Here is a 12,933-nt window from a genome sequence, read left to right as displayed (position 1 = left end):
ACTACTGCAGCTTCTCTATAAATTTGGCCGTTGTTTTAGCCCGCACCTCTTCCAGGGTAGCACCCGGCATCAGTTCGATGAGGGTCAGCTGCCCGTCGATGAAGCGGAAAACGGCCAGGTCGGTGATGATCATGTCCACGGCTTTGAGGGCGGTGAGAGGCAGGCTGCAGGTCGGCACTACTTTCGAAGAACCGTCTTTGTTCGTGTGGGTCATGGTGATGATGAGCGTTTTGGCACCCGAGGCCAGGTCCATGGCGCCACCCACACCGAGTAGTGGCTGCCCCGGCACGGCCCAGTTGGCCAGGTTAGCCTGCTCATCCACTTCCAGACCGCCCATCACGGCAATGTCCACATGGCGCCCGCGGATCATGGCAAAGGAATCGGCACTGTCGAAGTAGCTGGAGCCCGGAAGGGCCGTTACCGGAATTTTGCCGGCGTTGACAGGGTAATCCATTGCGCCGCCGCCATCTTTTGGCGACGGGCCCACACCCAGCATCCCGTTCTCGGTGTGCATCACAATGCCGTCCTCCGGAGTGATCAGGTCAGCTACCAGCGTCGGTATACCAATGCCCAGGTTTACCACATCTCCTTTTTTGAGTTCCTTTAGTGCACGCCTGGCCATGTTCATGCGGGTTTCGTCTGCTTTTCTGGACGAGGCCACGGAGGCAGAGGAGCCAAGGTCTTCCAGCGTCAGTTTCGCCTCTACCAGGTAGTCCACGTAAGAGCCCGGCGTGTGCACGTGCTCCGGGGCGATCTCGCCCACAGGCACAATCTCTTCCACTTCGGCTATCACCAGGTCAGCGGCAGTGGCCATGGCACGGTTAAAGTTCTGCTCGGTCATGCGGTAGGTCAGGTTGCCGGCGGTGTCGGCCTTCCAGGCGCGCACGAAGGCCACATTGCCCCGTATGCCCTCTATAAAGACCTGCTCCTTGCCCTGGATCATTTTTGTTTCGCGCCCCCTGGCCAGTTCGGTGCCCGCTGACGTTGGCGTGAAGAAACCACCTATACCTGCGCCGCCCGCTCGTATGGCTTCGGCCAGTGTGCCCTGCGGCAGTAGTTCATACTCCACTTTGCCCTCCTGCGCAGCTTTCACAGCCTCCGGGTTGCTGGTAAAAAACGAGCCGATCATTTTCCTGATCTGCCCGTTGCGCAGCAGTTTGCCGCCGCCTATACCTGCCTCCCCTACGTTGTTGCCAATAAAGGTTAGGTTCTTCGTTCCGGTTTCAGCCAGCGCGTGCATCAGGTGCACCGGGTTGCCCGTCATCCCGAAGCCACCCTGCAACAGTATATCACCATCCTTTACCAAAGCAACCGCTTCTTCCAGGCTTATCTGTGGTACCGATTTCATATGCTATTAATTGTAAATTTGTAGATAAAAGTCGCCCTCATTTTTGGCGGCGTACAGTACATTTTTGGCAAACTCAGCAGGCAGTTCCATGCTGGAGAGGTGGTTGGCCTCTAGTTGCACATGCCGGGAGCGCGGGATGCCGCCCGCCAGAAATTCGCCATCTAAGGGTGTGGTCACTTCGTCTGCTGTGCCACTGATCACCAGTGTCGGCACTTTCAGCTTCGGCAGTTCTTTCCGGAAATCGGCATCGCGTACGGCAGCGCAGTTGGCGATGTATCCCTGCAACGAGGTATGGCAAAACTTCTCCAGCACGGCCTCGACCACCTCGGGGTGCGCCTCCCTGAAAGCCGGCGTAAACCAGCGCTGCGCCGTCCCCTGCAGTATACTTTCCAACCCATGTTCCCTGACCTGCGCAATGCGTGCGTTCCAGCCCTCGGCTGTCCCGATCTTTGCGGCGGTATTGGCCACGATCATTTTCTTGAATCGCTCCGGATGGTGAATGCCCAGCCACTGCCCGATCAGCCCTCCCATGGATAATCCGCAGAAGTATACCTTGCCTATACCTAACAAGTCGAGCAAGGCAATGACATCCTGCCCCAATTCGGCGATGGTAACCGTATCGGAACTGATGGTGCTTTGGCCATGGCCGCGGGTGTCGTAGCGCAGGATGTTGAGATGCTGCCTGAGCAGTTGCACCACAGGGTCCCACATGCTCAGATCTGTACCCAGCGAGTTGGAGAACACGATGGTATCGTCGTGCCCCAGGTCTTCATAGGTATAGAAACAGTCGTTACCGGCAATTTTTGTTGTTGGCATCTGGTGCTTGGTTTAGCTATTAGCGAGGTCCGTGGGTACGTTCAATCTCGGCTGCAAACACGCCTTCCCGCTCTTTGTGTATCTCAAAATCGAAATCTATGGAAGCAAAAGGCTCGTCGATGTTAAACTGCTCTTTGGCCTCTGCGGCGGTATAGCGGGTAATGTGCGGCACAAGTTCCTCGCGGGAGGCAAAAGCAAAATCGTCCCAGATGAGCGGGTCGCCCTCAATGTTGATCTGGGTGGTGAGCTTGCGGTAGCCGGGTGCCGTTACAAAGAAGTGGATGTGGGCCGGCCGGCTGCCGTGGCGCCCGATGGCATTGAGCAGTTGGTCGGTCGCGCCGCCCGGAGGACAGCTGTAGCCGACCGGCAAAATGCTCTTGAACTTATACCTGCCGTCTGCGTCGGTGATGATGGCACGGCGCAAATTGAACGGCGGCTGCGAAGAATCGAATACCGAGTACATACCTTTCAGGTTGCAATGCCATACCTCTACTTTGGCGTTGGGCACCGGCCGGCCGTCTTCGTCGCGTACCTGGCCCTGCATGTACAGGCGCTCGCCTCCCACTTCAGGTTCTGTTTCCAGCTCGGCATAGCCTACCGACTCGGGTGAGCCTGGCACATACAGCGGCCCTTCGATCGTTCTGGGTGTACCACCTGTTATACCTGCCTTCGCCTCGGCCTCATCCATGCGCAAATCCAGGAAATGCTCCAGCCCTATACCTGCCACTACCAAGCCCCATTCATTGTTCCGCCCGGTGGTCGTGAGCCAGTCCACTGCCTTCCAGATCTCCTCCGGTTGAATGTCCAGGTCTTCGATGGCATAAAAAAGGTCGGTGGTGAGGCGGTTCACAATCTCTTTGATGCGCTCCGAGCCCTGACCGGGAACTTCTGTTGATTTGATTTTTTCAACAACGGCGTCTATCTGATGTCTTTCCATGGTTAGTTTATGCTAAGGTTTAAGGTTAATCTGTTTTAAGGCGGTTTTTAGTGGGCTTCCTCCTCGTTTTTGATTGAGGAGTAATGCTGGCAGAGTGCGGTCACTTCCACGTCCATAAAAGGGTATAGCGGGAGCGACATCAGGATGTCGTGCAGTTCGCCGGCGCTGGCCACGTTGAAAATGCTGATGTTAGCGTATTGGCCGGCGATGCGCCAGATGTGCGTCCATTTACCCTGCCGCTGCAGCTCCTGCGAAAGCGCTTTTTCTTTTGTTTTCAGCCCCTCCACATAGTCTTTGTCCAGATCGAGGGGGATGTTTACTGTCATGTGCACGTGAAATAGCATAGCTTATCTTCTTTTGAATTTTTCGACTTGTTGCATGTCCAGTTCTATACCCAGGCCAGGGCCCTGCGGAATTTCCATCACACCATTCTCGTAGGTCAGCCTGGTCTTGACGATGTCCTCAGTCAGCAGAAGCGGCCCGAAAAGCTCGGTGCCCCAGTCGAGGTGCGGGAGTGTGCTGAAAACATGCGCCGAGGCCACCGTACCCACGGTGCCTTCCAGCATGGTGCCTCCGTACAGGCTGATACCTGCGGCCTGGGCAATGGCAGCCTGTTTCTGGATATTGGTCAGGCCACCGGCTTTGGCTATTTTCAGGGCAAACACGCTGCCGCCTCCTATTTTGGCGAGCTTAAACGCATCTGCAACCGTGCCTGCCGCTTCGTCTGCCATGATCGGTACCCGAAAGTACTGCGTCAGTCGGGCGAGTCCGTCGAAGTTGGATTTGATGATGGGCTGTTCGATCAGGTCGATGCCTGCTTCCTGCAGCAGGGCTATACCTTGTTTGGCGGTGCTTTCGGACCAGGCCTGGTTCACGTCAACGGTCACTTTCACGTCTGGTCCCACGGCTTCTTTTATGGCGGTTACGTGCCGCACGTCGGTTCTCCAGTCGTTGCGGCCGATCTTCAGCTTAAAGGTGTTGTGCCGTTTGCTTTTCAGAAGCGCCATTGCTTCCTCTATATCTTTATCGGTGTCGCCGCTGGCCAGGGTCCAGAGCACGGGCAGGGTTTCCGTTATGGCACCGCCCAGCAGGGTGGCCACCGAAACGCCCAACCGCTTACCCTGGGCATCCAGTAGCGCGGTCTCAATAGCCGATTTCACAAAGTTGTTTCCTTTGATGTGGGCGTCCAGCAAAGCCATGATGGCATTGATGCTCCCGGCCGGTTTCCCTTGCAGCAAAGGGGCGATGTAGGTGTCCAGTGTCAGCTTCATCCCTTCCGGCGATTCATCCCCATAGCTCAGGCCTCCAATGGTGGTCGCCTCTCCTATACCTTCTATGCCATCGCTGCAGAACAGGCGCACGATCACCATGGCCTGGTTGCGCATCACAGCCATGGACAGATGGTGCGGACGTATGGTGGGCAGATCCACAATGAGAGACTCAATCCGATCTATCTGCATGTCTTTCATATAGTTAAGTGAACGAATACTATTTTAAATGAGTGCATACTTACCCTGGAAAGTAATCACTCACTAAGTATTACAAATGTACTCGCTCACCCTCCTCACGGATAGGACAAATGCACTTTTAACAAGACAAATCGAACATATAGGCGCCTACTTCTGCGTCACGCCGATCTTTTTGCGGAATTCGAGTGGGGTTAGGCCGGTCTTTTTCTTGAAGAGCCTGGCAAAATAGGCGGGGTCGTCAAAGCCCAGCGTATAGGATACATCGGCGATGTTACTTTCCACATCAGACAAGGCCAATTGGGCTTTCGTGATAAAGTAGTCGATCAGGATATCCTTGGGTGATTGGCCGGCAACGCTCCGGCAGATCCGGCTGAGGTGGCCGGTGGAGATGAACAGGTCATGGGCATAGTCTTCCACGGTTTTCTTGTAAGTATCGGCAGCCCGCATGAGCTGCTGAAAACGCCGGAAGTATACCTTGCTGATATTGGAAGAGGAAAAAAATGCCTGCTTGCCGCCCAGTGAAATGCGGTAGAGCTGCACCAGCATCTGCCCCACCAGGTACTGCAGCATCAGAAGCCGACCCGGAAACTGGCTGTTGTATTCGTCCACACACTTCTGCATGGTGTCGAACACCTCGGTGGTGGCTGGTTCTTCGGGCGAGACCGACACGATATGAATCTCCTCCATACCGAAGATCACGTCGGCTTCGCGTTGCAGCATGTGCTCCAGTACGGTATCAGACAGGTTGATGATCCAGCCGGAAACATCGGTGAGATGCTGAAAGCCGTGCTCGATGTTTTTTGGAACAACCAGAAAAGCCGGGCCGTTTACCCTTACCTTCTCGCTTGCGTAGTGAAACTCGGTTTGCCCATGCTGCACTAAAAAGATCTGCAGGAAATTGTTGTGCGCGTGCAGTTTAACCTGCCCCTGGTGCCGTTTGCCTATTTCCCCGAAAGGGTGGACATGAATGAGCCCTTTCGCAAATTCGATGGTGTTGGTGCCGTAAAGCCCTTTGTAAAACCTTTTTCCGTGCATGCTATAAGATGCCGATTAAGGAGGATATTTCCAAACAACCTGCTATCCTGTTGGTAGGCGACACCTCTGCCACATACGAAATTTCGGGTTCGGCTAGCCTGATTCTTGTGTTCAGCCCGAACACGGCGTAAAGCCCGTCGCGGGCCATGTCGATGATCTCACCATCATACAAGGTGATAGCATTATTGAAAAGCGCAATGATCCTTCGCATGATGTGGATGACGTCGAAGGAACACTGGACTCGATAAAGGGCGTGAAATTGCGGATGTCGATAAAAAAAGAGCCAGTTTGCGGTGTTCCCCGATCTCCCCTATGGTATTCTCCTCCTTTCCGTCAATAAACATATGCCGGTATGTGTCGTCGCGTATCAGGCGCTGCACGGTCACTCCCTCCCCCGTCACCTGCGACTGGCAGGCCAGCCTCACGTTATCCGGAAACTTTTTTACTTTCTTTTTAGTGCGCTCATAACTGGTGGGGGCGTGAGTTTGTCCTGTCCCTCCAGCTTCAGTACCCGGCAGGTGATGCACTGCCCTTTGCCGCCGCAGGCGTGGTAATGCGGAATGCCGGCCACCAGAGAAGCCTGCAACATGGTCTGCCTCTCCTCTACCTGCACGACTTTATCATCCTTGAAATTTACCTGATGGGACATAAGAGTTCTTATTGGTTTATACCTTCGCTTTTATCCTCCTTGCCACGCACCAGGTGCTGGTACTGGGGGTGTTTTTTGAGGTAAGAGCGCATGTAAGGGCAAAGCGGGATCACCTGCAATTGGTTGGCTTCAATGTGCTCCAGCACATGCCTGGTCATTTTGGCCGCTATCCCTCTGCCCCCTATCTCTTCCGGTACATCGGTATGCAGCACAGTCATTACGCCAGGGCGCAGTTTGTATTCTATCACAGCGGTGTGGCCGTCTATTGTCGCCTCAAACTGGTTCTTGGCAGGATTGTCTTTCACTTCTATTTCCATAAAATGAGTGCGTTGTGTGGTTTCAAAAAGGACGGCTATACCTTCTGGGAAAGGGTAATAAAAAGCGAACTGCGTACGACAGGTTTCAGGTTGCGGGTCTTGTGGCCTTTTCCGGTGGTGTCTTCCAGCAAGAGCACCTGCCCCTCCCGGAAGGTACGTTTTTCCCCGAGAGAGGTCTCAATCTCAATGCCGCCGTCGAGCAGGACGATGTACTGCCGGTCGGGCGCATTGTGGAAGTCATAATCATAGGTGGGCACCACTTTTCTGAAAATGACGCGCTCCGCCACTTCTGACTCCGACAGAAAGCCGATCTCCCCCTCCGGAAAAAGCGGCCTGGTAATATCTTCAAACCGACTGTCTCCGTTTTCGTCGGAATACACCCGGGTAATTGCAAAAGCCTCCATATCTGTTTTCATTCTATTTAAGATTATGCAGTTAAATATGCTTGATTTAATCGTCATCTTATTGGTAATCAGGTATACGGAAAGTCCGCAATATGATAATTACCAACCTTGAATCAGTTTATTTGCTATACCTGCCCTGCACAATCAGGAAACATCTGAAAGAAAACTCCTTTACAACTGGCCAGCATCCGGATCATCAGACGTTATATCTGCAGATAGCAATGTACATTCATGGCTCAGGTATAGCTGGTGCTACTGCTGCATTGGAAAATGCACGAGAAGCCCAGGTGTAGCAGGTAGCACACCAATAACTTTTTGCTGAATTACCGTTAAACAGATGGAGGTTGCGGAAGCAACTGATGTGCTAAACGATCTCGCTTACGCACAGCAATAAGGTATACAGTGTTTTAAAGACTAAACAAAGACAACCAATGGAAGAGCAACAAACCAGCCATCGTGAGCATACCCGTTTCCTCGTTTTCTCTGCCTCACTCCGAAAAGGGTCGCTCAACACCAAACTGGCCAAGCTGGCTGCGAAGGTGATCGAACAGCACGGTGGCACCGTAGATTTTGCCGACATGGAAGCCTTTGACTGCCCTTCGTTTAACCAGGACCTGGAGGTGGACAACTACCATCCGGAAGGGGCCGCGGAATTCAGGAAACGTATCCTGGACAACGATGCCTTCATCATCGCCTGCCCTGAATACAATGGGTCTATGCCGGGCGTGATCAAGAATGTGATCGACTGGACCTCGCGTTTCCGACCGCAGCCTTTTCACCAGCACCACGCCCTGCTGCTGTCTGCCTCCCCTTCCATGGCGGGCGGCAACCGGGGGCTTTGGGCGCTGCGTGTACCGCTGGAGCACCTCGGCACCCGTGTGTACCCCGACATGTTCTCGCTCGCCACCGCACACGAGGCCTTTGACGAGAACGGAGGCCTGAAAGACAAAACGCTGGCCAAACGGTTTGAGGACAACCTGGTGTCGTTCATGAACCTGGTGGAAGCCTCCAAGCACTATCCTTGCATCAAAAAGGCCTGGGTGGAGTTCCTGGGCGAGAAACCAACAAAAGAAACAGAGCGGGTGGAATAAAAAAGCTAAATTGGGTACATGTTTCAGATCCGGCTCAGCAGTGATAGCTGGACCGCTTTTTCACTGATCGAACGCACTCCATAACGCCTAGGTGATGTACACGTTATACTTTCAGCACTTTAACAGCAAAGTCCGGCTTACAGAGGAGGAACAAGAGCTCATCAAAAGTTACCTGACTCTGAAGAAGCTCCGCAAAAAGCAATACCTGTTGCAGGAAGGCGATGTATGCAAAGTGATCGCTTTTGTGGAAAAGGGTGCCTTGCGTGCTTATTCCGTGGACGAGAACAGCAACGAGCACATCATCCAGTTTGGTCTGGAGGGCTGGACGATCTCGGACCTGTACAGCTTCCTGACAGGCGAACCGGCCACCTACAACATCGACGCCCTGGAAGACTCGGAACTAGTGCTCATCAGCAAATCGGCACACGAGGAGCTGCTGCAAACCATGCCCAAGTACGAAACTTTTACCCGGCTCAACATCACGGGAGCCTACCTGGCCATGCAACGCCGGCTCACCTCCATTATCAGTGCCTCTGTGGAGGAGCGCTACCAGGATTTCATCAACCTCTACCCGCATATTGTGCAGCGGGTTCCCCAGCACATGATCGCCTCATACATGGGCCTCACCCCCGAGACCCTGAGCCGCATCAGAAAGCGCATCTCCTCTAAATAAGCCTATAGCTGCTTTTACAAAAGCATTGATTTGAATCAATGTGCTTTCTTGACTGGGCTCAATGCGACGAGGCCTGGCATGGTCGTACCTTTGTATTGTTAATAATGAAAGGTATGAAGACAATGCAAACCATCGCCATTATAGGAGCTTCCGGAAACATGGGATCAGCCATTCCCAGAGGCCTGGCCAAAGGCAACTACCGGCTGCTGCTTTGTGCCAACGACCTGGACAAAGTACAGACCGTAGCCGAGGAGATCAAGAGCAGCCACCCAGGCGCCGAAGTAGCGGTGTCGGACTGCTCCCGGGATGCCTCCTGGGAGGCGGACATCATCATCGCGGCGGTACCTTACTCTGCTGAGCGAGAAGTGGCCGAAAAGATAAAAGCCGTAGCCAATCAGAAGATCGTGATCAGCATCGCCAATCCGCTGAACGACACATACGACGGGCTCGTGACCGCCCCGGATACCAGTGCTGCGGAGGAACTGCAAAAGCTGCTGCCGAACGCCAAAGTGGTCAAGGCTTTTAACACAACCTTCGCCGCAGACTTCGCCACCCCTGTCATTGACGGGAAACAGGCCGACGCCTTCGTTGCCGGAGATGACCAGGAGGCCCTGCAGACCGTGGTTGAACTGGTAGAAACAGTTGGTTTCAACCCGATTGTAGCAGGTAGCCTGGCCGTGAGCGGCACGCTGGAGCGTATGCAGTTGCTGCTGATCCAGCTCAACATGAAGAATGGCTATAACTGGCTGGCAGACTGGAAGATCCTGCATCACTAATTAAATCACTAACAATTATATTCAAACACTATTTAAATCATACATTTTATGAAAAGAGTATTCTTAATCCTGTTAGCTTTTGTATCCCTGACGGCATTTACAACCCTGAGCTCCGTTTGGACAAACGATGACGCCCACTCACAGCTCGGTTTTACAGTGAAACACCTGGGCATTGCCGATGTATCGGGTACTTTCAATGACTTCGATGTGAAGATCACTTCCACCAAACCAGATTTCAGTGACGCCGTGGTAGAATTGACCGCCAAAACTGCCTCAATCGACACCCGTGTTGATGACAGAGACAACCACCTGAAGAGCCCGGATTTCTTTAATGTAGAGAAATACCCGACGATGGATTTTAAGAGCACCTCCATTAAGAAAGCCGGCAAAGACAGCTACAAGCTGACTGGTAACCTGACTCTGAACGGTGTAACCAAACCTGTGACCATGGACATGAAGTACAACGGCACAGTAGAGAACGCCATGAACAAAAAGCAGACGGCTGGTTTCCAGGTAACTGGCACGATCAAGCGCTCTGACTTTAATCTGGGCAGCGGTTTCCCGGCCCCAATGATCAGCGACGAAGTGCGCATCAAAGCGGACGGTGAGTTTATCCAGTAAGTTTTAAACAGGAATCAGCCATGAAAAAGCTATTTAACATACACCAGAGCGCCAACAGCATCGATGTGGCGCTGCTGATCACTCGGGTAGGCGTGTCCGCTCTCATGCTCACGCACGGGTGGCCCAAACTGGGGATGCTCTTCTCAGCTGATCCGGTTCAGTTCCCGGCCCTCTTCGGCCTGAGTGCAACAGCTTCACTGGCCCTGGCCGTTTTTGCAGAGGTGCTTTGCTCGCTGCTGATCCTGGTTGGTTTGGGCACGAGGCTCGCTACCATCCCCTTGATCATCACCATGCTGGTGGCTGTGTTACTGGTACATGGGGCGGATCCGTTCGCGAAGCAGGAACTGGGACTACTATACCTGATGCCCTATATTGCGCTGCTTTTAGCGGGTAGCGGCAGGTACTCCCTGGATCATCTGCTGATGCAAAAGGTGCTTCGCCCGGCTTATGTAAGGCCACTTTCTATCCAGTAAAAATGAGCTTTTAATAGGTGCTTCCGGGATACCCCCTTCCTGGAAGCACCTTTACTAATATAAGCTGTTATGAAACGAAAACAGTTTATTAAAGCCCTCTTAACAGGAGTAGCAGGCATGACCACCCTATCCGCTTTCAATCGATTTACTGATAACCTCAGCAAGCAGGAGCAATTGAAGCCAGTGAAAAGCCTTACCTTTGTAGGGGCCCGGTTGAGCGGGTCGGAACCTAAAGTACGGTTGCCCATTTTGACCGATGTGGCATGCCACATACCTGAATATCTATGAGCGCTAGCAAGAAATGTCCTAACTGCGGTAAATGGTCCCGCTGGAACCAAAACCCCACTGACCGATGCGAGCACTGTCACAGTGTGCTTGACCCGGTTGCCGTTGCCCGTCAGGAAGCACGCGAGCAACGCCGGCAGGAGGAAGATGAGCGTTTTTCTATAAAAATGATCGAGATAGACCCTAATGACCCCTGGTATATGCGGTTTTTCAAGAGAATCGGGCTAGGCCTGCAAATCGCCTTCGTCTCCATTATCTCCTTTATCCTATGGCTGATCGCATTGCTGGCCGGATAAACTGGAGCACCCTCAGCCCGCTGTTCTGGCTATTGGCAGCCGTATACCTGGTACATGTGGTATGGCGCTGGCTGCAACTGCCGAGAACCTGGTGGGTGCAGCACTACCTGGACGATCTGCTTTGCCTGCCGCTGGTGCTCACCGTCACGCTGTTTATACTGCGCTTCTTTTATGGCCCTTGGTTGCGCCTCTCCTGGTACCAGGTAGCTTTTACAGTAGTTTACTTTTCACTGGCCTTTGAGGTGTTCTTCCCGAAGTTTATGCCCCGCTATACCTCCGATTGGGTGGACGCGGCACTTTACGCGGTAGGTGGTGTGATCTTCTACCGGTTTTTGAACAAGTAACAGCGCTGGTGCATCTTTATAACCAGCAAATCATACTTGTACCGCCTTGGCCTCGCTCACTTCCCTTATCCTCATTTTCTCATACTTCCTTCCAAAATACACCATGGAGAAAGCGGTGAGCAGGATACCGATCGCGGAAAGAGCGATCACACTGTTAGAGAAGAACGTCACCCAGTTCAGCTGTACCTGCAGGATCTCTTTGCTAAACAACACCCCGACACTGCCCACATAGCCAAAGGAATCGGCCAGGTAGATCAAAAAACCTACGTTACCGGTATACCTGAAAGCGGAGATCAGACGGTCGAAAAAGACGGCATTGAACGGGATGTACACCATGTATAAGCCCAGCCCGACCAGCATCATCCACCAAACCGGGTCAAGTGATTGTGCAGCAAAAAGCGCTGTGGAAATACCGGCTATTGCAAACCCCAGCAAGATAAAAACATGCGCTGTCTGCAGTGCTTTGTAATTGTTTTTGATCAACACCATACTGCCGATCAATACCAGAATGATCAGGGTAATCGGCGTCTCTGTTTTCGAGAAAATGGCAGGCTGATCAATATACCCGAGCTCTATCCACATTTCTGCGCCAAAGTTATCGCGTATATCCCGGAAGATCGTCGCAAAGCAGTAGATGATGACGCAAACAACTATACCGGCCAAAAATTCTTTGATAAAGCGTTTCCGGTCATTCTCTGTCATAGGAGCCCGCTCGGTTCTCAGCCTCACATCCTCTTCGCTGGGTGGCGGAATCCTTTCCATCAGGAAAACAAATAGCAAGAGTGGGAGGGCAAACACTAAACCGGTGTAGAACGGCACCCAGAACTCCGATACGCCAAACTGCACCATCAGCCAGGCACCAACCGACTTCACAAAACCAGAGGCGAAGATGAAGCTCACCGCCAGTGTTGCTCCGATAAAGTCGGTGCTTCTCCTCCCCTCGACATAAGAGAAGACGACGCCCCAGAGCATGCCTAACGGGAAACCATTGATAAACAGAAAAGCAATGTTATAGGGTGTCGGCACCAGGGCAAATAACAGCCAGCTGAGCCAGGCGATACCTGTCAGCAGCAGAATCACGGTGCCTCTTCCTGTTCGTCTGAGTTCCGCGATGTACTTAATGCCGTAGAATTTGGCCAGCAAATAACCCAGCATTTGGCTGATGACCAGAATCGTTTTGTAGCTATAGCCGGCAATTTCAATCCCGTCGAAAGTAGCAACCGTAAACGACTTCCTGAAGCCAAAGATCATGGTGTAAGCAAAAAATACCACCACTGCAGCGTAAAGCCCTACTTTAATCTGGCTACTGTTCTTATTTATGAATGCTGCCATGCCTTTTCCATCATTTCCAGAATAGTGATTTTATCTTCTTATTGGGAATGTAGTCAATAGCGATGAA

19 protein-coding genes are annotated in these 12,933 nt (G+C 52.7%); 8 read left to right on the top strand and 11 right to left on the bottom strand.

Annotated features, from left to right (window positions below; genetic code table 11):
- Nucleotide 1 precedes the first annotated feature (1 nt).
- From BW972_RS06910 to BW972_RS06865, 10 genes are all read right to left on the bottom strand, one after another.
- On the bottom strand, nt 2–1,348 hold the full coding sequence (locus BW972_RS06910) for a 3-oxoacid CoA-transferase (protein WP_076421610.1): 1,347 nt from the start codon (nt 1,346–1,348) through the stop codon (nt 2–4).
- Nucleotides 1,349–1,354: 6 nt separating this feature from the next.
- On the bottom strand, nt 1,355–2,164 hold the full coding sequence (pcaD, locus tag BW972_RS06905; protein WP_076421609.1) for a 3-oxoadipate enol-lactonase: 810 nt from the start codon (nt 2,162–2,164) through the stop codon (nt 1,355–1,357).
- A 19-nt stretch (nt 2,165–2,183) separates the two neighbouring features.
- On the bottom strand, nt 2,184–3,101 hold the full coding sequence (gene catA / locus BW972_RS06900; protein ID WP_007660771.1) for a catechol 1,2-dioxygenase: 918 nt from the start codon (nt 3,099–3,101) through the stop codon (nt 2,184–2,186).
- Nucleotides 3,102–3,148: 47 nt separating this feature from the next.
- Nucleotides 3,149–3,445: a muconolactone Delta-isomerase gene (gene catC / locus BW972_RS06895; protein WP_007660770.1), complete on the bottom strand. Its 297-nt coding sequence runs from the start codon at nt 3,443–3,445 to the stop codon at nt 3,149–3,151.
- Between the two features lie 3 nt (nt 3,446–3,448).
- Complete coding sequence (locus BW972_RS06890) at nt 3,449–4,570, bottom strand: muconate/chloromuconate family cycloisomerase (protein WP_076421608.1); 1,122 nt, start codon at nt 4,568–4,570, stop codon at nt 3,449–3,451.
- A 147-nt stretch (nt 4,571–4,717) separates the two neighbouring features.
- A complete protein-coding gene (locus tag BW972_RS06885; RefSeq protein ID WP_076421607.1) occupies nt 4,718–5,605 on the bottom strand; it encodes a helix-turn-helix domain-containing protein in 888 nt (295 codons plus the stop codon).
- Between the two features lies 1 nt (nt 5,606).
- Nucleotides 5,607–5,816: a hypothetical protein gene (locus BW972_RS06880; protein WP_076421606.1), complete on the bottom strand. Its 210-nt coding sequence runs from the start codon at nt 5,814–5,816 to the stop codon at nt 5,607–5,609.
- Between the two features lie 231 nt (nt 5,817–6,047).
- The gene (locus BW972_RS06875) at nt 6,048–6,254 is read right to left on the bottom strand and encodes a 2Fe-2S iron-sulfur cluster-binding protein (protein WP_076421605.1); all 207 of its coding nucleotides are present in this window, start codon (nt 6,252–6,254) and stop codon (nt 6,048–6,050) included.
- An 8-nt stretch (nt 6,255–6,262) separates the two neighbouring features.
- Nucleotides 6,263–6,571 carry a GNAT family N-acetyltransferase gene (locus BW972_RS06870; protein WP_007661303.1) on the bottom strand — a complete coding sequence of 103 codons (309 nt, stop codon included), beginning with the start codon at nt 6,569–6,571 and terminating at the stop codon, nt 6,263–6,265.
- 35 nt (nt 6,572–6,606) lie between these two features.
- A complete protein-coding gene (locus tag BW972_RS06865; RefSeq protein WP_007661304.1) occupies nt 6,607–6,987 on the bottom strand; it encodes a cupin domain-containing protein in 381 nt (126 codons plus the stop codon).
- 80 nt (nt 6,988–7,067) lie between these two features.
- On the opposite strand from BW972_RS06865, the gene BW972_RS19715 reads away from it, so the two are divergent.
- The 8 genes from BW972_RS19715 (at nt 7,068) to BW972_RS06825 (ending at nt 11,534) form a co-directional block, all read left to right on the top strand.
- Nucleotides 7,068–7,268, top strand: coding sequence for a hypothetical protein (locus BW972_RS19715; protein ID WP_143731949.1), 201 nt, complete (start codon nt 7,068–7,070; stop codon nt 7,266–7,268).
- 138 nt (nt 7,269–7,406) lie between these two features.
- Nucleotides 7,407–8,066, top strand: coding sequence for an NADPH-dependent FMN reductase (locus BW972_RS06860; RefSeq protein ID WP_076421604.1), 660 nt, complete (start codon nt 7,407–7,409; stop codon nt 8,064–8,066).
- Between the two features lie 94 nt (nt 8,067–8,160).
- Complete coding sequence (locus tag BW972_RS06855) at nt 8,161–8,739, top strand: Crp/Fnr family transcriptional regulator (protein WP_076421603.1); 579 nt, start codon at nt 8,161–8,163, stop codon at nt 8,737–8,739.
- A 113-nt stretch (nt 8,740–8,852) separates the two neighbouring features.
- A complete protein-coding gene (locus BW972_RS06850) occupies nt 8,853–9,515 on the top strand; it encodes an NADPH-dependent F420 reductase (protein ID WP_076422098.1) in 663 nt (220 codons plus the stop codon).
- Between the two features lie 48 nt (nt 9,516–9,563).
- The gene (locus BW972_RS06845; protein ID WP_076421602.1) at nt 9,564–10,136 is read left to right on the top strand and encodes a YceI family protein; all 573 of its coding nucleotides are present in this window, start codon (nt 9,564–9,566) and stop codon (nt 10,134–10,136) included.
- Between the two features lie 20 nt (nt 10,137–10,156).
- Complete coding sequence (locus BW972_RS06840) at nt 10,157–10,609, top strand: DoxX family protein (protein ID WP_076421601.1); 453 nt, start codon at nt 10,157–10,159, stop codon at nt 10,607–10,609.
- A 284-nt stretch (nt 10,610–10,893) separates the two neighbouring features.
- Nucleotides 10,894–11,190 (top strand): hypothetical protein, encoded by a 297-nt coding sequence (locus BW972_RS06830; protein WP_076421600.1) that lies wholly within the window; start codon nt 10,894–10,896, stop codon nt 11,188–11,190.
- Entirely contained in the window at nt 11,163–11,534 is a 372-nt protein-coding gene (locus tag BW972_RS06825) for a hypothetical protein (RefSeq protein WP_007657725.1), read from the top strand. Before BW972_RS06830 ends, BW972_RS06825 begins: the two co-directional genes overlap by 28 nt.
- A 30-nt stretch (nt 11,535–11,564) precedes the next feature.
- Here BW972_RS06825 and BW972_RS06820 read toward each other — a convergent pair whose 3' ends face one another.
- Entirely contained in the window at nt 11,565–12,866 is a 1,302-nt protein-coding gene (locus tag BW972_RS06820) for a DUF5690 family protein (protein WP_076421599.1), read from the bottom strand.
- Nucleotides 12,867–12,933: the final 67 nt, after the last annotated feature.

The sequence above is a fragment of the Pontibacter lucknowensis genome (assembly GCF_900156415.1).
Taxonomy (GTDB): Bacteria; Bacteroidota; Bacteroidia; order Cytophagales; family Hymenobacteraceae; genus Pontibacter; species Pontibacter lucknowensis.
The sequence above is the reverse complement of the archived record's forward strand: the minus strand, read 5'-3'. Positions and strand labels throughout refer to the sequence as shown.

What these genes read in the sequence shown, in the direction of transcription:
- BW972_RS06910 (WP_076421610.1), bottom strand. Translation starts at nt 1,348, where the DNA reads ATGAAATCGGTACCACAGATAAGCCTGGAAGAAGCGGTTGCTTTGGTA.
- pcaD (WP_076421609.1), bottom strand. Translation starts at nt 2,164, where the DNA reads ATGCCAACAACAAAAATTGCCGGTAACGACTGTTTCTATACCTATGAA.
- catA (WP_007660771.1), bottom strand. Translation starts at nt 3,101, where the DNA reads ATGGAAAGACATCAGATAGACGCCGTTGTTGAAAAAATCAAATCAACA.
- catC (WP_007660770.1), bottom strand. Translation starts at nt 3,445, where the DNA reads ATGCTATTTCACGTGCACATGACAGTAAACATCCCCCTCGATCTGGAC.
- BW972_RS06890 (WP_076421608.1), bottom strand. Translation starts at nt 4,570, where the DNA reads ATGAAAGACATGCAGATAGATCGGATTGAGTCTCTCATTGTGGATCTG.
- BW972_RS06885 (WP_076421607.1), bottom strand. Translation starts at nt 5,605, where the DNA reads ATGCACGGAAAAAGGTTTTACAAAGGGCTTTACGGCACCAACACCATC.
- BW972_RS06880 (WP_076421606.1), bottom strand. Translation starts at nt 5,816, where the DNA reads ATGCGAAGGATCATTGCGCTTTTCAATAATGCTATCACCTTGTATGAT.
- BW972_RS06875 (WP_076421605.1), bottom strand. Translation starts at nt 6,254, where the DNA reads ATGTCCCATCAGGTAAATTTCAAGGATGATAAAGTCGTGCAGGTAGAG.
- BW972_RS06870 (WP_007661303.1), bottom strand. Translation starts at nt 6,571, where the DNA reads ATGGAAATAGAAGTGAAAGACAATCCTGCCAAGAACCAGTTTGAGGCG.
- BW972_RS06865 (WP_007661304.1), bottom strand. Translation starts at nt 6,987, where the DNA reads ATGAAAACAGATATGGAGGCTTTTGCAATTACCCGGGTGTATTCCGAC.
- BW972_RS19715 (WP_143731949.1), top strand. Translation starts at nt 7,068, where the DNA reads ATGATAATTACCAACCTTGAATCAGTTTATTTGCTATACCTGCCCTGC.
- BW972_RS06860 (WP_076421604.1), top strand. Translation starts at nt 7,407, where the DNA reads ATGGAAGAGCAACAAACCAGCCATCGTGAGCATACCCGTTTCCTCGTT.
- BW972_RS06855 (WP_076421603.1), top strand. Translation starts at nt 8,161, where the DNA reads ATGTACACGTTATACTTTCAGCACTTTAACAGCAAAGTCCGGCTTACA.
- BW972_RS06850 (WP_076422098.1), top strand. Translation starts at nt 8,853, where the DNA reads ATGAAGACAATGCAAACCATCGCCATTATAGGAGCTTCCGGAAACATG.
- BW972_RS06845 (WP_076421602.1), top strand. Translation starts at nt 9,564, where the DNA reads ATGAAAAGAGTATTCTTAATCCTGTTAGCTTTTGTATCCCTGACGGCA.
- BW972_RS06840 (WP_076421601.1), top strand. Translation starts at nt 10,157, where the DNA reads ATGAAAAAGCTATTTAACATACACCAGAGCGCCAACAGCATCGATGTG.
- BW972_RS06830 (WP_076421600.1), top strand. Translation starts at nt 10,894, where the DNA reads ATGAGCGCTAGCAAGAAATGTCCTAACTGCGGTAAATGGTCCCGCTGG.
- BW972_RS06825 (WP_007657725.1), top strand. Translation starts at nt 11,163, where the DNA reads ATGGCTGATCGCATTGCTGGCCGGATAAACTGGAGCACCCTCAGCCCG.
- BW972_RS06820 (WP_076421599.1), bottom strand. Translation starts at nt 12,866, where the DNA reads ATGGCAGCATTCATAAATAAGAACAGTAGCCAGATTAAAGTAGGGCTT.